Origin of the sequence: Microcystis sp. LEGE 00066 (assembly GCF_015207925.1) — a bacterium.
GTDB lineage: Bacteria > Cyanobacteriota > Cyanobacteriia > Cyanobacteriales > Microcystaceae > Microcystis > Microcystis ichthyoblabe_A.
The window spans coordinates 1-23,268 of sequence record NZ_JADEVX010000035.1; the positions used below are offsets into that span (position 1 = coordinate 1).

Consider the following 23,268-nt stretch of genomic DNA (forward strand, 5'->3'; position numbering starts at 1 on the left):
TATCAGCCAGACTTGGAAACTATCTCATCAAATTAGTCCCCCCATAGAACCTCCTTGAGCCATCTTGCACACTTTTCTCTTTTTGTCAAATTTTATGTTAAGAAAGATGTGACTAATGGATAGCTTAATAAGGGGGGTATCTGAAAGTTTTCAATACCTACCTACTTAATCATGTTATTTTATGTCATCGCCTATGATATTCCCTGCAATAAAAGACGTAAAAAAGTGGCTGATTTGCTGGAAGGATACGGCCAACGGGTTCAGTATTCAGTTTTCGAGTGTGTTTTAAGCAAATCTCTATACAATCAGTTAAGAGAACGCCTGCAAAAGCAAATCAAAGAAAACGAGGATAGTATTCGATTTTACCCCATCTCTGGCCATACTTTAGCACAAATAGAGACTTTAGGCGGTGTCCCGCTAACTAAAGCGCCAAGTTCTACGATCATCTGATTCGGTATCATCGACTAGCGACGGATAGGGGTGGGAGCAGATAACCTCGATTTCTGGTAAAATCCCTCGATCTACCACAGGATAAGAATTTTGGGGTTTATGGGGTTAGCTGTGCGACCGTATCCAGCTATAATTAAACTATCGGTCGCAACTGGCTTCTGAATCTCAATCCTGTTCGGACGTTTGCCTACCGGCTCTCTCTACTCGCTAGAGAAATTAATTGAATGGAAACTCGATAGCACTGACATTTGCACCAATAAAATTGAGGGTAGGCTCTCTACTCGCTAGAGAAATTAATTGAATGGAAACCGAGAAAATATGCTGTTGATGACAAGCGACCCGCTGCTCTCTCTACTCGCTAGAGAAATTAATTGAATGGAAACCTTAAAATCCTCGCAATGCTTAAACCGCGATACTTCGCCCTCTCTCTACTCGCTAGAGAAATTAATTGAATGGAAACTTGATTTGCCAAGCCATAGCTTGATCAAAAGTGACCAACTCTCTACTCGCTAGAGAAATTAATTGAATGGAAACAATTTGCCCAAATAGTTGCCAATTTGTTACATCTCCTCTCTCTACTCGCTAGAGAAATTAATTGAATGGAAACTAAACTTACTCATTAATTTGTCCTCTTGTGTGTTTCTCTCTACTCGCTAGAGAAATTAATTGAATGGAAACCTAAATATTCCCCCTTTGTACCCAGAGACTGATTCTCTCTCTACTCGCTAGAGAAATTAATTGAATGGAAACCCGTTCGCTCCTGATCTGCAAATTCCGAAATCTGACTCTCTACTCGCTAGAGAAATTAATTGAATGGAAACCTGAAAATCAACCACCCCTATATTTAAATAAGATTGACTCTCTACTCGCTAGAGAAATTAATTGAATGGAAACTCGAGAATTTTTCCGAAATAGGTTCCAGATTCGTCTCTCTCTACTCGCTAGAGAAATTAATTGAATGGAAACGGGTAAACTACCCGCTCCCCAACAGTTAATCCTAAACTCTCTACTCGCTAGAGAAATTAATTGAATGGAAACGTTTTTGAGCGATTTCTTTGGCTTCCACCGAAGTAATCTCTCTACTCGCTAGAGAAATTAATTGAATGGAAACTTCATGAACCTCGATCGCACCGCTGCGATTTTCTAACTCTCTACTCGCTAGAGAAATTAATTGAATGGAAACTCCAGAGGATTCGATCGATTGCACATTGGGCAACTCTTGCTCTCTACTCGCTAGAGAAATTAATTGAATGGAAACATTAATGGCATCAGAGCAAGGAATTATTATAGACGAAAAACTCTCTACTCGCTAGAGAAATTAATTGAATGGAAACAGTCTATCTACCGTTAAACGATGGAAAGAAAGTGTAAAAAATCTCTCTACTCGCTAGAGAAATTAATTGAATGGAAACGGGTAAAGCCACCCATGCGTGTGTTGACCAATGTAACTCTCTACTCGCTAGAGAAATTAATTGAATGGAAACATCTTCCTGTTTGGTTTCGTCTGTGAGTAGTTCGCACTCTCTACTCGCTAGAGAAATTAATTGAATGGAAACTAACTGCGGGCGCTCACAATCAAACAGAGAATCGATCCTCTCTACTCGCTAGAGAAATTAATTGAATGGAAACTCTTGGTAATAGGTAATAGGAACGAGGAGAAGCCGACTCTCTACTCGCTAGAGAAATTAATTGAATGGAAACTCATTTGATTTTTCCTCGTGTGTTTTTTGCTGATAACTCTCTCTACTCGCTAGAGAAATTAATTGAATGGAAACGCGCGAGTGCCATTTTCTTGAATCTCTTTTACAGAACTCTCTACTCGCTAGAGAAATTAATTGAATGGAAACTCGCCAATTAGTATAAGGCGATTAGCTGGTATATCTAGCTCTCTACTCGCTAGAGAAATTAATTGAATGGAAACATGGATATTTAATAATTGATACAGTAGAGGCTTTTTTGTCACTCTCTACTCGCTAGAGAAATTAATTGAATGGAAACATAACAAAATGATATAATTAATGTGACAGATTAATCTCTCTACTCGCTAGAGAAATTAATTGAATGGAAACTGATGGCCCTCACCCACGCCGCCCTATCCGTGGCGGCTCTCTACTCGCTAGAGAAATTAATTGAATGGAAACTTTTTATTGATGGCAAAAGAGTATTTATTTTTATCGATCCTCTCTACTCGCTAGAGAAATTAATTGAATGGAAACTGATCCGCTTCCCATTGGTGGCCGCAATTATCGCACTCTCTACTCGCTAGAGAAATTAATTGAATGGAAACCTAATTAATAAATATACAGAAAATAGCAAACTAGGCTTCTCTCTACTCGCTAGAGAAATTAATTGAATGGAAACGTCCCGTGATTTTGGCGATTTCCGAGTAGGTTCGGCTCTCTACTCGCTAGAGAAATTAATTGAATGGAAACCCAAGTGCGATTAGTAACAATTTCTTCTTCGGTTTTGGCTCTCTACTCGCTAGAGAAATTAATTGAATGGAAACTGGAAAATTTGTGACAAAATGGGATACATAATAGTCCTCTCTACTCGCTAGAGAAATTAATTGAATGGAAACAAAAGCGACAAAATACCCTAGGTCTTTGACATAAATCCTCTCTACTCGCTAGAGAAATTAATTGAATGGAAACCATTTGCCACCTGCCAAAAATTGATTAGTTTCTAACTCTCTACTCGCTAGAGAAATTAATTGAATGGAAACAGTATAGACCCGCATCATAAGAATCCCGGCTATATCCGATCTCTCTACTCGCTAGAGAAATTAATTGAATGGAAACTTTTGTCCTTTGGCAACCATAGTAAAATTGCCAGACATCTCTCTACTCGCTAGAGAAATTAATTGAATGGAAACCTAAAAGCGAGATTTGCTTTTGAATTAATCCTTGCTTGGCTTTGTCACTCTCTACTCGCTAGAGAAATTAATTGAATGGAAACATTCTTCGGGTTTTTAGCCCGCAATCAAACCAGTAGCTCTCTACTCGCTAGAGAAATTAATTGAATGGAAACCACACACACAGTACAATGTTCACTCCGGAGTATATGCACTCTCTACTCGCTAGAGAAATTAATTGAATGGAAACACCTTCCCATTTTCCCACAAATTCACCATTAGGAGTTACTCTCTACTCGCTAGAGAAATTAATTGAATGGAAACGGGAAGGGGTTAAATATACCTATGGTCAAAGATTGCCTCTCTACTCGCTAGAGAAATTAATTGAATGGAAACTTTGTTGGTGTGAGTGTGGCTATTAGTCACGGCCGCATCAATCTCTCTACTCGCTAGAGAAATTAATTGAATGGAAACTGATCAGTTAATAATCAATTAAACAATCTTAACGCAATCGCTCTCTACTCGCTAGAGAAATTAATTGAATGGAAACTAATCAGGATTAAAATCCTCCTCCTGAAGGATTTTGCTCTCTACTCGCTAGAGAAATTAATTGAATGGAAACTCTCGAAAATAGAAAGCAAGTTTTTCTCTGTTAAGATAGTTACTCTCTACTCGCTAGAGAAATTAATTGAATGGAAACTTAAAACCTCGTTGTTCTAAAACTTTATTGTACTCTTCTCTCTACTCGCTAGAGAAATTAATTGAATGGAAACTGTTCTGTATTGAGCCACAAAGGGTCAAGGGTTACGGATACCCTCTCTACTCGCTAGAGAAATTAATTGAATGGAAACTGTAAGATTAAATAACTCTACTACTATGATAACCAACTCTCTACTCGCTAGAGAAATTAATTGAATGGAAACTAGGTTCCTTTCCGCGCCTCATGGAATGCAATAAATTCTCTCTACTCGCTAGAGAAATTAATTGAATGGAAACAATCAATATCTAAAAATAGATGTTGTTTGTCAAATAAACTCTCTACTCGCTAGAGAAATTAATTGAATGGAAACTGAAGAGGGGGAAAATTTAGGAGTAATCGGCGATTTACTCTCTACTCGCTAGAGAAATTAATTGAATGGAAACACTACTTAAAACTCTTGCCATGTCATCGGGTCGGTTGATGCTCTCTACTCGCTAGAGAAATTAATTGAATGGAAACTTTTCGGCTAATTTTTTACTGCACTTGTAGCGATAACTCTCTACTAGCGCTTAGACATTAGCTGAATCTCAACAGACGATTTAAATGCGCGGGCAGCTTATCCTATATGGTAATGTTTAATTATATTCCCACAAAAGTTGCTTATGTCCTTACCTGAACTCCCTCTTCATCTTCAATTAACCCAAATGGTTTCGGGTTACTGGCTATCTCAGGCCATCTATGCTGCGGCTAAATTAAGTCTAGCCGAGCATTTAAGCAAAGGAGCGAAATCCTGTCAAGATTTGGCCTCCCTAACTGAGACTAATCCTGCTGCTTTATACCGACTGATGCGAGCATTAGCTAGTGTAGGAATTTTTCAAGAAACTGAATCTCAACAGTTTATACTAACTCCCTTAGCCGAACATTTATCTAGTGACCATCCCCGGTCAGTAAAAGCGACAGCGATTATGTTAGGAGAAGCCCCCCATTATCAAGCCTGGGGAAATGTGTTACATAGTATTAAAACGGGACAACCATCCTTTGATGATGTCTTTGGGATGGGAGTCTTTGAATATTTTCAAACCCATCCCCTAGATGCAGAGATTTTTGAACAGTCGATGAATAGTTTTTCTTTTTCGGAGGAGAAGGCTATTTTAGCTGTGTATAATTTCTCGGAATTTCAAACCCTAGTAGATGTAGGTGGAGGATACGGTGAGATGTTGGGGACAATCCTAGAGCAATATCCCCACCTCAAAGGAATTCTTTTTGATGAAGAATATGTAATTTCCCATTGTCAACCGACTTTAGAAAAACACGGTATTCTCCATCGTTGTCAAACCGTTGGCGGTAATTTTTTTGAATCCGTACCGTCGGGAGGAGATGGCTATTTATTAAAACATATTATTCATGATTGGGATGATCGACGAGCGATTGCTATTTTGAAAAACTGTTGTCAAGCTTTAGATAGTAATGGGAAAGTTTTAGTCTTGGAAATGGTTGTTCCTGCGGGTAATAATCCTTCGGCCGCTAAAATGTTAGACATAAATATGTTAGTTATGTGTCCAGGAGGTAAGGAAAGAACCGCAGAGGAATTTGAGGAATTGTTGAGTCCAGCGGGATTAAAATTAAATCGAATTATTCCAACTCAAGAGGATATTTGTATTATTGAATGCGTTAAAAAATAATAGAATAGAAAAAGGGTTTCTTCAAGAAACCCTTTTTCTATTGTTTAGATATAGGTAGCCCAAGATTTTGCCCAGGCGAGAATTTCATGAACTCGATCGAGGCTTGAAGATTCACAGTAGAGACGCAAAACCGGTTCTGTGCCACTAAAGCGAATTAACAACCAACTGCCATCTTCTAAACGGAATTTATAACCGTCTATAGGATTACAATCAGTCACTTGTTTACCGGCAATTTCCCTTAAGGGTTCCTGATCCAAAGCAGTGATTAACTGATCGCGAGCTTCCATATTAGCTAGGGGTAAATCAATGCGATCATACTGAGAATGAAAGCCAGTTTTATCCTGTAATTGCGCGTAAAGATCGCTTAAATCTTGGCCCGATTCCACCACTGCTTCCAAAACGTATAAAGCTGATAATAAAGCATCCCGTTCGGGAATGTGAGTACCATAACCGACACCTCCCGACTCTTCCCCACCAATTAACACAGGAGTGGTCAACATTCGATCGGCGATATACTTATAACCGATCGGGGTTTCAAAGACCGATAAACCGTATAAACTGGCTAATTTGGGGATTAAATCGGAACCGCTCACCGTTTTCACAATTTCCCCTCTCATTCCCTTTTTGCCAGCTAAATGCTCGATTAGAATCGGGATGAGATTTTGGGTGCTTAAAAAATTACCCTGACCATCGATCGCCGCCACTCGATCGCTATCGCCATCGAAGACCAAACCTACTCGCAAAGGGGCTAAATTTGCGCTGTGAGCCAGTTTATCGATGATTTCCCTCAAATTTCTCGGTAAAGGTTCCGGAGAGCCGCCACCGAACAAAGGATCGCGATTGCCGCGTAATTCCGTGATCCCCACCCCCAAAAGACGCTCTAAACCAGTAGCCGCCGCACCGTGCATGACATCGGAATAAACTTTTAGTTGTCCCGATTCGATCGCGTTGGCAATAGCGGCAATGTTAACTTTTTGGCGTAAACCTTGACAATAACCTGACCAAGGCTCAAAAGTGCTTAATTTACCTGCATTGGCCTTAAATTGCGGCGGATTAGACAATAAAGCTTCAATTTGTTGGGTAATTTCCGGCGAGACAGAACCACCAAAATAACCTTTAACCTTCAAACCGAGATATTTAGCCGGGTTATGACTGGCGGTTAATACGATCGCACCGAGAGCATTTTCTGAGCGAGCTGCCCAACTAAAAGCGGGAGTGGGAGCATAGGATTGGGAGAGAAGCACATCAAAACCAGCTTTTTGCAGCGATTCCGCCGCAGTTTGAGCAAAATCCTCCGCCATAAACCGCCGATCATAGCCGACGATTATCGTCCGCGAACCCGTGATCTGACCATAATTATCCGCTAAAACCTGAGCCGCCAAGGGAGCGAGCAGAGCGACTCGATCGAAAGTAAAATCGGCGGCGATAATCCCGCGCCAGCCATCGGTTCCAAATTTAATCGGGTTCACGGTGGTCATGATTTACCCCTAAATATCCATTTTTTCAATACTGTAACCCGCTCCGTACTCTCTGGACACTCATTTTTCCAGATCATCGGTTTTTGCCGCCGGATCGAGCGCAACGGCTTCACTGATTAATAATTTTTCCATTAACATTTGTAACTTCATCCGTTCTATATAGGGCCATCCCCCGGTTTCCTCGATATCCCGGAGTAATCCGTATAAATCCTTACGAGTATTGGGTAAAGATGGCTCGAACATCTGCTCGCGAATTTGCCGATGTAAATTTTCTAAAGTTCGCAGCAACCTTAACAAACCGTTACAATCTCCCTGCTGTTCTTCGGCGATCGCTGTCACCGTCGTTACAAGGGAATGTAGTTGGCTATCTAATTGGCTATTATCTCCCGGCAATCGGCTATTCATCGAAATTTCTGCATCTGAAAACAGTCACACCAATCATATCAGTCATCAGCTATCAGTTACTTAGAGCCTGCTGACTTGAAAGAGGGTGTGGGGTGTGGGGTGTGGGGTGTAGGGTGTAGGGTGTGGGGAAGGAAACCTCTTTCATCTGTGGTGGTGAAAATTTTTTCATCGGGACTGACTCCTAAGCTAAGACGTATTTAAACTGCTTATTCTTCGATTAGCCGAATCTCCTCCAATCTCTTTACTGTTGCCTATTGCCTTTTGCCTATTGCCTTTTGCCTTCTGTCTCTCCTCTCCCTGTCTCCCATCTTCTCAATGGTCACTGATCTTTGATAAACTGAGTTTCGGTGAATTGGCGCAACCGATTCGATAATTCATCAGGCTATGGATCAAGGGTAGTAATTGTAAAGATTGACAAAGAGAGGTTGACATAGATGAGATTTCGTGCCTTGTTAGTTGCCTTTTTAGCCTTGTGCTTGGGGGTGTTGACAGCTTGTAGCGACGCGCCTAATGCCGTCCTGAATAGAAACGAGCTAACCTATGATGAAATTTTAAACACGGGATTAGCTAACAAATGTCCGCAGATTTCTGAGTTCACCCGGGGTACTCTCCCCTTAGAACGCGGCGAAAGTTATGTAGTGACAGATTTGTGCTTGGAACCCCAAGAATATTTTGTCAAGGGTGAACCCATTAATAAGCGGGAAGCAGCCACTTTTATCCCGGGTAAACTCTTAACCAGAGATACCACCAGTTTAGAACAGATGACAGCGACCTTAACCGTAGGCGAAGACGGTGTTTTAACCCTCAAGGAAGAAGACGGTATCGATTTCCAACCCATTACCGTACAATTACCCGGAGGTGAAAGAGTTCCCCTCTTCTTTACCATTAAAGGTTTCACCGGCAAAACCGAAGCCGGCTTTAACTCGATTAACAGTTCCACGGATTTTGAAGGCGACTTTAAAGTTCCCTCCTATCGTGGCGCTGGTTTCTTGGATCCCAAAGGTCGGGGTGTGGTGACGGGTTATGATAATGCTGTCGCTTTACCCGCTAGTGCTGATAGTCAAGATTTCCAGCGTGCTAACGTCAAAGCGACGGAACTGGGTAAAGGTACTATGTCTTTACAGGTAACTAAAGTTGACGCTTCTACCGGCGAGTTTGCTGGTGTTTTTGAAAGTGAACAGCCTTCCGACACCGATTTAGGCGCAAAAGATGCTGAAGAAGTGAAAATTCGCGGCATTTTCTACGGTCGTCTCGAAGCTCGTGCCTAATTAATAAGTTCAGAATTTCTGGAAATTAAGGCGAATTTCTCCCCAGAGAAGTTCGCTTTTTTTCTAAGCTTTGACACAATTAATACTAAATCCGTTGAGTATAGGCTACTTATAGAGGAGAGGCACTTATGCAACAGGTAAAAGTTATATTGAGAGAATTAAGCATTAGTTGGTAACTCCCCAGGTTTGCCATGACATAGACATCATTAAGGTTAGTTCTGGTTAATTGCTCGTACAAACTATTTGGCAACACCTCTAATTTTCGCTTTTACTTTTTCAATATGTCAGAGGAACCTTTGCAAATCAGAAATTTTCTAGAGCTATTCATATTTTTTATTGAGTATCTACTAAAATATAAACCCAGGCGACGGCGAGTTTTTTTGAAACTAAAGGGGGAGTGAGCCATAAATAGCTTCAAAAATTCTAGGCGACTTTGAAGATCACGATATTTTTTTAGGTAGTAAAATAGTGCTTCTAAATCAATATAAACACCCTTGCGATACAGGTAATGCGCTAATTCTATCCCACTAATCTCATTTTTTAAAAGGTCAATTAACTCAAGAGTGCTAGGTAAGCTATTGGGGCAGAATGAGGAACTATAGGCAGAGTTTACCCATGATGGTTCTTTATCTTTAAAGCTTTTAGATTCTGGGTGTCCGAAACCAATATTATAGATCAAAGAAGTTTTAGGAATAAGATGAACCCGATCTTGATACAAAGATGCAAGAGTAAGAGTAATAACCCAGTCAGTTTGACCATTTCTCTCTAGCCAGAACTGGTTTATTATAGTCATTTTTGTTTGCACAGTGGCGGGTATATTATAGAGTTTTCCAAAAGGATTATATTGTTTAGACTGATTGATGAGAGCGATATCATTCCAGCGATCGGCCCAGATACCGAATCCCCAAGAAAAAACTCTACGAGAGAGAGCAAAATCCTCTTCGAGCAGAGGATATGCTTGCTCTGGAAAGGTTGCATATCCGCTAATCGAAAAGATTTTTTTATGTTCACGGTATGCCTCTAGCAGACGGCACATACTATCATAAAAATATGGATTGGGAAAGTCATCATCTTCCAAGTAAACAATAGATTCATAAGTGGACAGTATTTCTGTAAAGGCCAAAATGACATTTTGATCACAGCCCAAATTTTGTGATCTTAACCTTATATCTACTGGAATTTTACTAGAGAACTCTTGCAGTAAAGCAATTGTTTGATCGATCAGGGGTAGATCAAGTTCACTTCTTGCTCCATCCACATAGGCAATGATCTGAGGAGGAGATAGAGTCTGTTGGGTTAAACCCTTTAAAACTTCCTTGAGTAGATCGGGACGAGTAAAAACTGTTAAAATAACTGGCGGCAAAGAACTAGGTAAAGGCACCTCATCAAGAGACATTGGTAAATTTGTTAAATTCATAGACTACCGCAAAACAAAAATTTTAACATCTGCATAAATCATGCCCAATATGGTAACACCTTAATTTGACTGTGTCAAGCTTAATCACACTTCGATAACTCCCAGCTAGAATTTTGTGAACTTAACTTGAGAGAAAACTTTTATTATAATGCTCGGATATCCTCTCTCCTTTTCATGACCACCTGTTAACCGTAACTTCCTATACCTAGATAAAATTTTACAACCATAATCAGCGATTACTAAAAATCATATCCTTAAAAACCCCTATCGGTCATTAAAGAGATAGGGGCTAATTATTTTAGATACTTTCCGTTTTTTCTGACTTGCTTTTATAAATATCTTGAGTCAGATAGCGGATACGAGATTTCAGAAATTCAGCGACTCCATAAATTTCATCAAGACTGTCTATATTGGTGGCTGCTTCTTTACCAGTTTCGACGTTATCGGGAATACTGATTGATTTCTTGCCAGTTTTTTCGTTGAAGCGCAGACGACAGACTGTTTTGGTTACTTTTCCATCTAAGTTGATACCAAAATAACTTCGGTTCTTCGGTTTGTGTTATGCAATGGACTGGGGTTATAAGGGATGGAACCCTTATGTAGAAAGGCATTTGGCGATTTTTGTCAATTGTTTTTTATCTAGAGCGAACTCATCAATTAAGTCTCTTGCCAGAGAAGGATTTAGTCAATTTATGCCCCCCTATCGAACCATAACAAGTAACGAAGAGCCATAACTTCTAGTGTCTTTGTATTGAATGCGTGCGGTATTGATTTCTTCCCGTAGAATTGATTTAATAATGTAAAATCCTTCCAATTCTTCGGGGGTCGTATTAATTTTATCTTCCCCTGTTTCTTCTGGTGGAGTATCTTCTGCTGCTGGTGTATCAGGAGGATTTGGTTCAGGTTCTTTTCCTAAAACTTCCTCAAATTTTTCTTTGATGATATCATTGATATACTCTTTGAGAGAACGCTTAATAATTTCTTTGAATTTTTCGACAACCGATGCAGTTCTCACCCCAGAATACACATGACTAACAAAAAACTTAACAAATTCGGGGGAAGGATCATTTAATTGCTGGGCAATCACTTTTTTAACTTCTTTTGTGTGCAATAAATTGCGAGCAACCTCTTCTAGTTCGTCAGAATTAAAGCTAGATTTAGAAAATCGTTTTAATTCGTTAACAGAAGAGTCGTCAAAGTCGAGAATGTTAAACTCAAAAAATGGCTTATCGTCCATGATATTATCCTTGACGATATCCGTATAAAACCGATAGATAATCCCATTAGTTAAAACTCCAAAGTTAGCTCCAGTTGCGTTAAAATATCGATGCAGTTGGGAACTATGTTTAGGATGCTCAAGATTTTGATGACAGCTTTTACATTCCATCAAAATAATCGGTTGATTGTCCAAACAAATAGCATAATCTACTTTTTCCCCTTTTAATCCAGTTAAATCGGCACTATATTCGGGGTGAACTTCCATGGGATTGAATACATCGTAACCCCATGCTTGCAAAAAAGGCATAATAAAAGCTGTTTTGGTTGCCTGTTCGTTTTGGATTTGAGAACGAGAGGTTTCAACTTTTTGAGCAATTGCTTTGAGTTTATCGATTAAATCCATGATAGCCTCATTATCTAGGATGTGTGGGTTCTCAGCCTAACCATAATTTAACCTTTTTTTTACCTCATGGTCAAGCATTTTTGACTGTCATCATCATTGATTCACAAATATTTACACTAATCAACTGCATCTTTTATGCTATCATTCCTAGATACGGGTTATTTTTAATAATAATGTCGCCATTTGCTCAAAGACAATGCTTGCTTTAAAACAGCTTTATGAACGGGAGTACGATCGCTGGTTAAGCGAGATGATCGAGTTATTAAAAAATCGTCAGTTAGATCAGTTAGATTACGAACATTTAATCGAGGAGTTGGCAGCTTTGGGACGAAGGGAAAAAACTGCTGTTAAAAGTTTAAGTTTACAAATAATAATCCATCTCCTAATCTATCAATTTTGGACAACAGAAAGAGAAAGAAATAGTAATCATTGGGCGGCAAAGATGATCACTTTTCGAGTACAATTAGAAGATAAGCTCACCACCGATTTAAGCAAATTTCTAGAACTAGAGTTAGAAAATATCTATGAAAACGCTCGCTTAATTGCCGAAAAAAAGACAGGATTAAAAAATTTACCGATAATTTGTCCCTACTCTCTGAGACAAATTCTTGAGAAACAGTGGTTTCCCGATACAGATAATCAATAAACTCTCAAAAATATGGACTCTCACAACAGTGAACCGATTATAATTGCCGAAGCGGTGGAAAAATGGTATGATAACCGCTTTCATGCTTTGCGGGGAGTGAATCTCACCGTTAATAAACAGGAAGTTGTCGTGATTATGGGGCCGTCCGGTTCAGGAAAATCCACCTTTATTCGCACTTTTAACGGGTTAGAATCCTATCAAAAAGGCCGCATTATTATTGACGGAATAACTGTGTCCCACAACCTCAAAAATATCGAGGCAATCCGTCAGGAAGTCGGCATGGTTTTTCAACAATTTAACCTCTTTCCCCATCTGACGGTATTAGATAATGTCACCCTCGGTCCGATGTGGGTGCGCGGTTGCAAAAAAGCGCAAGCAGAGGAAATAGCGACAAAACTCCTCGAAAAAGTTGGTATTCTCGAACAAGCGCTTAAATATCCCCCTCAGTTATCGGGAGGACAACAGCAGCGGGTGGCAATCGTTCGCGCTTTAGCTATGCAGCCGAAGGTGATGTTATTCGATGAACCGACTTCAGCTTTAGATCCGGAAATGGTGCGAGAAGTCTTGGAAACGATGCAAAGTTTAGCCAAATCGGGGATGACCATGGTTTGTGTCACCCACGAGGTAGGATTCGCGCGAGAAGTGGCCGATCGAGTGGTATTTATGGATCAGGGTTTAATTTTGGAAATTGCTCCCCCAGCAGAATTTTTTAATAATCCTCAATCTGATCGAACTCAGCAATTTTTAGCAAAAATTCTTTGATTTTCCATGACTTGATCATTAAACCATCTCTTTTTCTTCTTCTACCTCCACTAAAAGGGGAACGAGATTTTCATTTAAACGACCGGCTCGAATTAATTCTGCGTAGGTATTAGCTTCGATATCAAGTAAAGTATCTTGAAATTGTTCGGCCACCACATCTTTTAATTGTGGGTGTTCCTGTAGTAATTTTTGCAACTGATCCTCCAGGGACTTTAATTGTCCTTCCACCAGAGTTTTTTTGTCGCGATAAAATTCGGGATCGATATCGGGAAAACGTTCTGGTTGTTGCAGATAATTGGCAACCCTAGTTAAGGCAATTTGACGAGCAATTAGGGCCGAATATTCGGTGCGAATCGGTTGATCACCGATAAGATTGAGGGCATTTAACAGCCATTGTATAGATAATCCTTGCACCAATAAAGTAAATAAAACCACCCCAAAAACCACGTCAATAATTTCTTGACGGTAGGGGATAGACGTGGGAACACTTAACGCTAGGGCGATCGAAACCGAACCGCGCAATCCTCCCCACCATAACACCGTTCTTTCCTTAAAATTGATCTTATTGCCCGTAATTAGGTTACTAATTCCCCCTAGTCCAAAAATTGAGAACAGACGGGAAACCACCATAGCAGCGATCGCTATTAAAATCCCGGTTAAGTGACTACCGAGACTCTCAAAACGGGTTTGATCGCCGATCAGTAAAAAGATGATGGAATTGACAAAAAAGGCGATAAATTCCCAAAATTCGCTAACTACCAGGCGCGTGCGGGGACTCATACCAATGCGCGAACCGAGATTACCGAGAATAATCCCGACAATTACCACCCCAATCACACCAGAGCCGCCTAATTTTTCCGTGACGAGATAGGTTCCATAGGCAGAAACTAGAGTCAGAGACTGTTCCACAAAAGGCAAATCGAAGCGTTGGGTAAGGTAGGAAATGCCGAAACCGATCACGCAACCCACACCGATGCCAATCCCCACAAAGGTGCAGAAACGAGCGATCGTCACGGGGACGGAAAAGGTATCGACTCCCAAGGGAATACCCACCAAGAGGACGAAAGCGACCACAGCGACCCCATCATTAAAGAGACTTTCCCCTTCCATCAGGATCGTCAGTTTTTTACTGGCCCCCAATTCTTTAAATAGGGCAATCACAGAGACGGGATCGGTGGCAGCTAGGGCAGCACCCAACAGAAAAGCGATCGATAGGGGTAAATTAGCAAAGATATGTAGGGGATAGGCGACGCCCAAAACGGAGATAATCACCCCGATAACGGCAAAAAGGACGATAGTAACCCAATATTCCTTTAATTTAGCCCAAGGAATATTCCAAGCGGCTTCAAATAACAGGGGAGGCAGAAAAATTTCCAGAATTAATTCCGGGGAAAGATTGACCAAACGCAAATCTAAAAAAGCTAAACCCATACCGACAATAACTAACAGCAGGGTGTAGGGAATTTTGCGGAGGAAGGCAACGGTTCTCGATAAAGTGGCGACACTCAAGGAAATGGTCAAAACCAGCAGGAATTGCTCTAAATTATGAGCGATCGCCTCGTTAGCAGTAGATTCTAGACTCATTATTTTCAGTTATCAGTTAAGTAGGTAGGCGTTAAAAGTTGTCAGACCCCCCCCCTTATCAAGGGGGGATTAAGGGGGGATACCCCCGCCTATCGGCACCCCCCTTATCAAGGGGGGCAGGGGGGATCGAACCTAAAATCCATTTTTAATTTAATTATAACCAGCTACTTATCAGTTATCAGTTTTCAGGTTTCAGTTTTCAGGTTTCAGTTTTCAGTATTAAGTGACAATTGCGGAGCTTCTTTTTTCTTTGGGAGCATCTCATTTATGTAAGCGATTAATTATACTTGTCCCTAAAACTGTTTTCTAGCAAGGCTTTCAAAATAGCTTGACATAAAACCTGATTTAGGGGTTACAAAGGTGAGATGCTCCCCTTTCTTTTCACTGTTTACTGTTTACTGATTACTGATTACTGATCACTGAAAAAGTCTCCTAACACCCTAGTCATTCGGGGACTGAGGAGAGATTTTCAAAGAGGAAATGGCCCCTTCTTCTATGGGGGTTTCTGATGTATTTCTTTCGCCACCGAGAGAGGGAGTTTTACTATTGCCAGAATCGCCGCCTTTGGGGGGTTTCGAGGAGAGGAATCGGGCCTCGAACTGTTTGATCAGCACATACAAAACCGGGACAAGAAATAAACTCAACACCGTGGAAATCAGATAACCGCCTAGGATTGCAGTTCCCAGGGACCAACGACTCATCGCTCCGGCGCCGGAAGCGATAACCAAGGGCAAGAAACCAACTAAACCGGAAATAGCCGTCATCAGAATCGGTCTTAAGCGTTCCGTCGAGGCCCGGGCCGCCGCCTCGGGAATACTTAAACCCAAAGTACGGGACTGGTTAGCGAATTCCACGATCAAGATGGCATTTTTAGCCGCTAAACCGATCAACATGACCAAAGCCACCTGAGCATAGATATTATTATTCACCGCCGGGAACAGACTACCCACTTGTAGGAAATTCGCCCGCAACAGTAAGGCCCCCATGGCACCTAGGATCGCTAGGGGAACGGTAATCATGATGATAATCGGGTCGATATAGCTTTCGTACTGGGCTGCGAGTACGAGGAAAACCACGATAAAGGCTAATCCGAAGATAACTGGGGCAGCCCCGGCGGAAGTTTTTTCTTGGAAAGCCGTACCCGTCCAAGCGTAACCGAAACCGGGCTGCAGGACTTTCCGACAAACATCTTCCATCACTGCGATCGCCTGTCCCGTACTAAAACCGGGGGCGGGACTACCCTGAACGTTAATTGAGGGATAGAGGTTAAAGTTAGTGATAATCGGTGGATAGGTGAAGCGTTTGACGCTAACTAAACCGGATAGGGGAATATTGGCCCCGGTACGGGAAGGGACGTAAAGACGGTTAATATCTTCGGGATTAGAACGATAATCCGCTTCTGCTTGGGCAAAGACTCGATACAAGCGATCGCCTAAGACGAATTGGTTAACGAAGTTGGAACCGAGATAGGTTTGCAGGGTCCCGAACACGGCCTGCATATCGACGTTTTGGGCCTGTAGCTGGTTGCGATTGATGGAAAGTTCCAGCATCGGCGTGTCGGTGGTAAATTGGGTGAAAATTCCCGATAATTCCGGTCTTGTTCGGGCCTCGGCCATGACTTTATTAGCGTTGGCAATCAAAGCGTCCATGGGGAAAGAAGCGCGGTTTTGGATAAATAACTCGAAACCGCCGGTAGAACTTAATCCATCCACAGGGGGCGCATTAACGGCGAAAGCGCGAGCATCTCGGACTTTAGTGGCTAATTCTCGGTTAATTTTCCTGAGAATGCCGAAAACTGACTTATCTTCCCCTGGCCGTTCCGACCATTCTTTTAACTTGACAAAAAATAGCCCTTGGTTGCTGCCACTTCCGGCAAAACTAAAGCCCGCCATACCGACAAAGTGTTCGATTTCTTCGATACCGTCGAGAATTTCTTCGTTAATCTGACGGATAATCTGGTCGGTGTAGCGCAGGGAAACCCCGGGGGGGGCTTGCACCAAAACGAAGGCATAACCTTGGTCTTCTTCGGGGATAAAACCCTGGGGAGTGGTATTGTAACTCCAAGCTGTGAGAAAGAGGGCGGTGATAAAGAAGGGTAAGACCAGAAACCGAACTCGGATCAGAAATTCGATCGAGCGTCGATAACCTTCTTTAACTGCGTTGAAACCCCGATTAAAGCCCTCGAAAAACAGTCCCAAGGGTCCGCGTGTGCCTTGGGGCGGTTTCATGATAATCGCCGACATGGTGGGGGAAAAACTGAGGGCGTTAAAGGTGGATATCAGAATTGAAGCGGAGATGATGACGGCAAATTGTCGATAAACGATCCCCACCGTACCGGGGAAGAAGGTGACGGGAATAAAAACCGCAAATAGTACAAGAGAACTGGCAATTACCGCCGAGGTTAACTCACCCATGGCATCGAGGGCAGCTTGAAATGGCCGCATTCCCTGTCGTAATTTTTCCGATACCGCCTCTACAACCACGATGCCGTCGTCCACCACTAACCCAGTGGCCAGAATGACGGCAAACAAGGAGAGGTTATTGAGAGAATAGCCTAAAGCCAGGGCGACGGCCATGGTTCCGATCAAAGATACGGGAATAGCGATCGCTGGAATGATCGTGGTGCGCCAATCCTGAAGGAAGATAAAAATGACTAGAATAACCAGTAAAATCGCCTCCACCAGAGTGCCAACGGCTTCTTCCAGGGAAGCGGCGACAAAGGCGGTATTATCGAGGGTAATGGCGATATTTAACCCCGGGGGAAAACTCGGTTCTAGTTCCGCCATTTTTTCTTTTACCAGTTTGGCAGTATTCCAAGCGTTGGAACCGGGCAACTGATAGACGATATAGACGACGGCGGGGGATTTGTCGAAATAGGCGGCGGTACTGTAGTTTTCGGCTCCGATTTCTGCCCGTCCCACGTCTTTAATGCGGATTAAATCGCCATTTTCCCCGACTTTGACGACAATATTTTCCGCTTCCTCCCCGGTGGCAACCCTACCAACGGCGCGAATTGCGATCTGGAATTGCTGCTCTTCGGGACTGGGATCACCGCCAATTGTCCCCGCACCCACCTGAATATTCTGTTCTCGGATCGCCTGTACTACTTGTTCCGCCGATACACCCCTAGCGGCTAAAGCATCGGGATTAAGCCAAAAACGCAGGGCGTATTCCCTTTCTCCGATGATGGTTGTACTACCAACTCCCTCGATCCGGCGAATCTCGGCATCGATGACTCGGTCAACAAAGTTACTTAAAAAGACTGTATCGTAGGGATAATTGCCCTTTTCGTCCGGTTTGGCGGAAATCCCGTAGGCAAGGGTAACGCTGGGGGATTGGGTATTGGTTGTCACCCCCTGCCGGTTCACTTCTTCCGGTAAACTGGCGGCGGCGGTACTGACACGGTTTTGTACCAAGACTTGGGCAATGTTACGATCCATTTCCACCGGGAAAAAGACATTCACCGTACTTTGTCCGGTGTTGGTACTCTGGGACTGCATATAAACAATCTGTTCTGTCCCGTTAATCTGGCGATCGAGTACCGTGGTAACGTTATCCTGTACGGTTTTGGCATCGGTTCCCAAATAGTTGGCATTCACCGCTACCTGAATAAATGCCAACTGGGGCAGTTTTTCTAGGGGTAAAAAGGGAATAGCGATCGCCCCGATCAAAACGATTAAAATCGAGCAAACTGTGGTCAGAACGGGTCTTTTAATGAAAGTATCGGCAATACTGAGGATCATAGGGCGTTACTGGTTCATCTTTTCTAGGATAGTTGCGGCAGTGGGAGATTTACGAGTCAGATAATTAAATATTAATAGTTTAAAGATGGTATCTAGGATAACGGGAACAGTGGCCACAAACAAGCTGATAAATGTAATATTCTCGCGCCAACCAAAGTGTCGGAACAAAGTTTCTAAGATTACCGTCCAACCCTCCGCCGAGTGAAACCCGACAAATATATCGGTAAAGAGGATAAAGATAAAGGCTTTGGTGATATCATTTAAGCTGAGAAAATAACGACTAACATAAGCTCGCGTAATCGCCAATTGTTGACGACCAAAAACTAAGATGGCAATAAAGGCTATTAATCCAGTAATATCGGAGAGCAAGTTTTTCCAACCATCTTGACTTTCATAACCCGCTTCTCTGAATAATTCTTGCACCTGTTCCCGAAAGTTTTCTTCTGATTCTTGCCCTGCTTTTGCTACTCCTAAAACGTGCTTGATTTCTTGTATTTCTTGAAGTCTAGCAAATTCCCTGAGATATTTTTCACCAATTTCCTGAGAAATATAAACTTCTGATATTTTCGCTCTATCTACACCAAAATAGTTTAAGACAGGGCTAAAAATAAAGTTTCTACTAATAACCTGCACCGAGAGAGGAACTAAAATAATAATCAGGATAAAACGGATAGCGATGCGCTGCTGTTGTCGCAGGGTACGGAGTTGTTTGATGACAGTTTGTTCGTATTCGGGGGTTAATTCTTGCTGGAAGTTAAAAAATTTATTACTGGTTGCAGGAGAAATTATCTGGTTATCTTTATCCCTGGGTTTATCACTGGTGAGATTGGTATTAGGCAGATTTGGGGTTTGATTATTCGGTAATGGGGGCAGCAATTCCCCTAAATCTAGGCGATATTTACCGATAATATCCTCGATCGCCTTTAAAGTCTCTAGGATGTTATTATTTTCTGGGTTAGTTTGCAGGTTAAGAAAATTACCCAGACGCACTTGAGTTAAATCGAAACGTATCTGTAATAATTCTCGCTCTAGGGTACTTTGAAAGTAATCATAAACACTTTTTCCTCCCACGGCAGCTGGGGAAATTTTTTGTCCCCCAAAATGTTTATCTTCGATCGCTTTAATTTTTAGCGCTCTCTGATAAGCTGATTCTAGGGCCACTAAAGAGCGTCTCTCTACCCATTGATTAACTCGATTCCAAGGCACGGCTATAATCCTCGCTTTTCTGTCATCATAACTTATATTTATTCTACAAAAAACATCCAGTCCTCGCTACTATAATTCTTAAGTTTGCTTAAAAATTTTTTCCCCAAATACTTGACTTCAAGGAAACTTTAGGTTAAAGTCTTGACAATCCTTTTGAATAACTGCCGTTTATGGATAAAAAGCTAATCAAACAATTGCTGAAAAAAGATAATCCGATTATCTTAGAAGTAGGTGCCCACAAGGGTACTGACACTCTTGGATTTCTCAAGGAATTTCCCAGAATCAAAATTTATAGTTTTGAACCCGATCCGCGCATAATTGCACAACACAGAAATCTAGTCAACGATCCTCGCTCTCAATTGTACGAATTGGCTCTATCCGATCAAGATGGTGAGGCGGTATTTTATCAAAGTGGTGTGCAAGTAGGTGATAAACTCAAACACGCTGCTTCTTCTTCTCTGAAAAAACCGCAGGAACATTTGAAAGTTTATCCTCAAGTCCCTTTTAATAGTTCTACCACCGTTAAAACTATGCGCTTGGATACTTGGGCAGAAGAAAATAATATCAGAGAAGTTGATTTTATTTGGGCAGATGTGCAGGGAGCCGAAGAACAGTTAATTAGAGGTGGTTTAGAAACTTTAGCTAAAACCAGATATTTTTATACGGAATATGATGATCGAGAGTTGTACGAGAATCAGATTAATCTCAGAACAATTCAATCTTTGATTCCTGAGTTTAAATTTGTTTGTTTCTATGCTAATAACGTTCTGTTTAAAAATAGCCGTTACCTAGATTTAGGACTGGATATTTTATCAGACAGACTTTTGACTAATTACCATATCTATACCAAAGAAAGGGCTTATTTTCGTCTACCTTTTAAGACTGGATTACGCAAGCTTTCTCAGAAGATAATGGGCAAAAAAGGTTAATAACACTCCCAAAGATTAATGGTTCTTCGGCACTTGTTATGCAATCACAAATACTGTACTTGACGCGTAAGGTTTTCAGGATAAGCAAAGAGTCCTTAGCATACTACCTGCCGAAGAACCAAATTAATTTTGTTGGGTTAGGGCAATATTAAAATCCACCTTTGTTTTCTAAAAACAGTTGATTGTCTAACGCAAAGGTACATCTCTACTTTCGAGAAATATCCATAGTATTACATTTTAGGGTGCATTGGCTGCATCTTCACCATTGGTAAAATATAACGTTTCTCATCAAAATAAAGTATAACCTAATTGGTTATCGACCACCGATGACTGACTCCCTAAAACGAAAACCTCCTAGCTCACCATTAAGATAACTGATCTAATTAAACTTAGCAATAACTTTTATACATTGAATTTTCCTCGACAAATAAACTATAGTTACTTTGAAAGATTTCAGGAGTGAATTTATTAGCCTGTTGCCGACAACTTTCTGGAGCAATTCTATCACCCTGATCCACAAAATATTTAACCGCTTCTACCAAAGATTGGGGATTTTGTTCCCCAAAAAGTAATCCTGTTCCCTGGGGAGGATTTTCCCGCAGATCCCGCACGGTTTCTAAAGCACCTCCAGCAGCAAATGCAATCACGGGAGTACCACAAGCTTGCGCTTCCACTAAAGCAATACCAAAATCTTCACAAGCAGCATAAATAAACGCTTTTGCTCTCGACATATATTCTGCTACCATTCGATCAGAAACCGCCCCTAAAATCTGAATATTATCCCTGGCTAACTGTCGAATTAAAGCCATCTGGGGACCATCTCCAATAACCACTAGGGGTAATCCCAATTGATTAAACGCTTCCACAATTAAAGGGACTTTTTTATAACTAACCAAACGAGAGACTACTAAATAAAAATCTTCTTTTTTCTCTTGGTAGGGAAAACGCTCAATTTGTACGGGAGGATAAATAACTTTTGCCTCCCGTCGATAACAGCGCCAAATTCGTCTAGCGGTGTGGTGGGAATTAGCCAGAAAATAGTCCACACGATTAGCAGAAATCACATCCCACTGACGCAAACCATGCAAAAGATAACGGGTGAAAATACCGGGTAATCCCTGTCCTAACTTACTATTAGCCAGATAGTCAAAAGTTAAATCCCAAGCATAACGCATCGGAGTGTGACAATAACAAATGTGAACCTGATCCGGTCGTATTAAAACCCCTTTAGCCACACAATGGGAAGAGGATAAAATCACATCATAATCCTCTAAATTTAACTGCTCGATCGCCAAGGGAAGAAAAGGTAAGTATTTTTGTACGCCATTTCTCGCTTTCGGGAAATTTTGCAGAAAAGTTGTCCCGATCGAGCGACCATAGAGATAACTATCGGGATTAGTGGACTCAAAATCGATCAAAGCGTATAAATCCGCCTCTAGACATTGTAAAATCTCCCTAACCACTAATTCCGATCCCCCCGTCGCTTTTGGGGTTAACCACTCGTGAACCAGAGCGTACTTCATAGGATAATCAATAATCTCAGCCGTAATTATAGCAGTAAGGGATTAGCAGTTTAAGAGTTTACTTTCCGGCTTTCTCTTCGCCAAAATTACCGACATATATCCGATCACGGTAAAAAACCCTAGGAAGAAATTATTAAATTTTTCAAGAAAAATTGCAAAGTTTAGTAAAAATTACTAGCCAGATCAGATGATCGAGTTCATAATGGGGATCAAGGAAAAAATAGGCTTAAACCGATTGGGATCAAGAAAAACTAGCTTTATATACAAAAGATAACTAATTAATGAGGTTTGCTATGATCACCCTGCAACAAGTGCGCTGTCCTAATTGTGGAAATTTTGCCGAAAGACAGCATATTTTAGAACACCATCTCGTTAGCACCGCCTGTTCTCACTGTGATTATCTGTTAGTTAGTTGCAGTCTCACGGGAAATGTACTAGAGTGCTATGCACCCGGTATTGGTTTAAGAAATTAACACTGCCCCCTAGCCAGATCGAAAATGTCTTGTCAAAATTAGAGTGAGAAGACAAAATCAAGGAGCTAAGTAGCTATGGGGGGTAATTTCTTCAAGGGAGCGATCGCCCTGGGGGTAATAGCGGGGATTATGGGATTTACCAATCCCCCCCAAGAACTTTACAGCGAATACGCCGCCGAAAAACTTCTCGCTCATGCCGACAAAATCGCCTGCGAGAAAATCAGTCTCTGTGACTCGATCGATTCTTTACCGGTGGCAGCCAGAAATGTGATCAAAAATCAAATCTTAAAACCAGCGATCGAAACCTCTAGTCAACGGCAAAATCTAGGTGTGTTCAGTATTTACACCACAGAAGTACCGGGGGTGGCTAAAATTAGAACTATTGGCGCTTTTGGGCATTTCTTAACTTTCTCGGAGACTTAGGCTTTGATTAGTGCTGGTTTAACGGCTACCAGCTTAATAATGAGTTAAGATGATCATATTAACCCGCGATTTGAGCGATAGACTCCTTAAGAACACCGATTAATGCT

15 protein-coding genes, 1 pseudogene and 1 CRISPR repeat array are annotated in these 23,268 nt (G+C 41.5%); of the genes and pseudogenes, 8 read left to right on the forward strand and 8 right to left on the reverse strand.

The window, feature by feature from the left end; all coding sequences use genetic code 11:
• The first annotated feature begins 171 nt into the window (after positions 1–171).
• Positions 172–450, forward strand: coding sequence for a CRISPR-associated endonuclease Cas2 (gene cas2, locus IQ224_RS07135; RefSeq protein WP_002741946.1), 279 nt, complete (start codon positions 172–174; stop codon positions 448–450).
• Positions 451–646: 196 nt separating this feature from the next.
• Positions 647–4,520: direct repeats of the CRISPR family, unit length 36 nt; unit sequence CTCTCTACTCGCTAGAGAAATTAATTGAATGGAAAC.
• Between the two features lie 143 nt (positions 4,521–4,663).
• A complete protein-coding gene (locus tag IQ224_RS07140) occupies positions 4,664–5,683 on the forward strand; it encodes a methyltransferase (RefSeq protein ID WP_002741976.1) in 1,020 nt (339 codons plus the stop codon).
• A 44-nt stretch (positions 5,684–5,727) separates the two neighbouring features.
• On the opposite strand, the gene IQ224_RS07145 is transcribed toward IQ224_RS07140, so the two are convergent.
• On the reverse strand, positions 5,728–7,161 hold the full coding sequence (locus tag IQ224_RS07145; RefSeq protein WP_194032765.1) for a phosphoglucomutase/phosphomannomutase family protein: 1,434 nt from the start codon (positions 7,159–7,161) through the stop codon (positions 5,728–5,730).
• Between the two features lie 60 nt (positions 7,162–7,221).
• The gene (locus IQ224_RS07150) at positions 7,222–7,566 is read right to left on the reverse strand and encodes a hypothetical protein (protein WP_002741978.1); all 345 of its coding nucleotides are present in this window, start codon (positions 7,564–7,566) and stop codon (positions 7,222–7,224) included.
• 434 nt (positions 7,567–8,000) lie between these two features.
• Between IQ224_RS07150 and IQ224_RS07155 the strand changes: the two genes are divergently transcribed.
• The gene (locus IQ224_RS07155) at positions 8,001–8,834 is read left to right on the forward strand and encodes a photosystem II manganese-stabilizing polypeptide (protein ID WP_002741980.1); all 834 of its coding nucleotides are present in this window, start codon (positions 8,001–8,003) and stop codon (positions 8,832–8,834) included.
• 268 nt (positions 8,835–9,102) lie between these two features.
• Here the strand turns inward: IQ224_RS07155 and IQ224_RS07160 are convergent, their stop codons facing one another.
• Positions 9,103–10,251: a hypothetical protein gene (locus tag IQ224_RS07160; RefSeq protein WP_002741982.1), complete on the reverse strand. Its 1,149-nt coding sequence runs from the start codon at positions 10,249–10,251 to the stop codon at positions 9,103–9,105.
• 739 nt (positions 10,252–10,990) lie between these two features.
• Positions 10,991–11,872 (reverse strand): annotated as a pseudogene (locus IQ224_RS07165) (type I restriction endonuclease); the annotation flags it as partial.
• A 196-nt stretch (positions 11,873–12,068) separates the two neighbouring features.
• On the opposite strand from IQ224_RS07165, the gene IQ224_RS07170 reads away from it, so the two are divergent.
• Complete coding sequence (locus tag IQ224_RS07170) at positions 12,069–12,518, forward strand: DUF29 domain-containing protein (RefSeq protein ID WP_002741986.1); 450 nt, start codon at positions 12,069–12,071, stop codon at positions 12,516–12,518.
• 12 nt (positions 12,519–12,530) lie between these two features.
• On the forward strand, positions 12,531–13,280 hold the full coding sequence (locus IQ224_RS07175; RefSeq protein ID WP_036399890.1) for an amino acid ABC transporter ATP-binding protein: 750 nt from the start codon (positions 12,531–12,533) through the stop codon (positions 13,278–13,280).
• A gap of 18 nt (positions 13,281–13,298) precedes the next feature.
• Here the strand turns inward: IQ224_RS07175 and IQ224_RS07180 are convergent, their stop codons facing one another.
• The 3 genes from IQ224_RS07180 to IQ224_RS07190 form a co-directional block, all read right to left on the reverse strand.
• The gene (locus tag IQ224_RS07180; protein ID WP_002741990.1) at positions 13,299–14,864 is read right to left on the reverse strand and encodes a sodium:proton antiporter; all 1,566 of its coding nucleotides are present in this window, start codon (positions 14,862–14,864) and stop codon (positions 13,299–13,301) included.
• Positions 14,865–15,304: 440 nt separating this feature from the next.
• Positions 15,305–18,607, reverse strand: coding sequence for an efflux RND transporter permease subunit (locus IQ224_RS07185; protein WP_002741997.1), 3,303 nt, complete (start codon positions 18,605–18,607; stop codon positions 15,305–15,307).
• Between the two features lie 6 nt (positions 18,608–18,613).
• Entirely contained in the window at positions 18,614–19,813 is a 1,200-nt protein-coding gene (locus IQ224_RS07190) for a proton extrusion protein PcxA (protein WP_002741998.1), read from the reverse strand.
• 170 nt (positions 19,814–19,983) lie between these two features.
• Between IQ224_RS07190 and IQ224_RS07195 the strand changes: the two genes are divergently transcribed.
• The gene (locus tag IQ224_RS07195; protein WP_002741999.1) at positions 19,984–20,742 is read left to right on the forward strand and encodes an FkbM family methyltransferase; all 759 of its coding nucleotides are present in this window, start codon (positions 19,984–19,986) and stop codon (positions 20,740–20,742) included.
• A gap of 389 nt (positions 20,743–21,131) precedes the next feature.
• Here IQ224_RS07195 and IQ224_RS07200 read toward each other — a convergent pair whose 3' ends face one another.
• On the reverse strand, positions 21,132–22,265 hold the full coding sequence (locus IQ224_RS07200) for a glycosyltransferase (RefSeq protein WP_002742000.1): 1,134 nt from the start codon (positions 22,263–22,265) through the stop codon (positions 21,132–21,134).
• Between the two features lie 293 nt (positions 22,266–22,558).
• Here IQ224_RS07200 and IQ224_RS07205 point away from each other — a divergent pair, with 293 nt between their 5' ends.
• Positions 22,559–22,738, forward strand: a complete 180-nt coding sequence (locus IQ224_RS07205) for a hypothetical protein (RefSeq protein ID WP_002738058.1) — start codon at positions 22,559–22,561, stop codon at positions 22,736–22,738.
• Positions 22,739–22,813: 75 nt separating this feature from the next.
• Positions 22,814–23,161, forward strand: coding sequence for a DUF4359 domain-containing protein (locus tag IQ224_RS07210; protein WP_002737573.1), 348 nt, complete (start codon positions 22,814–22,816; stop codon positions 23,159–23,161).
• The last annotated feature ends 107 nt before the right edge of the window (positions 23,162–23,268 follow it).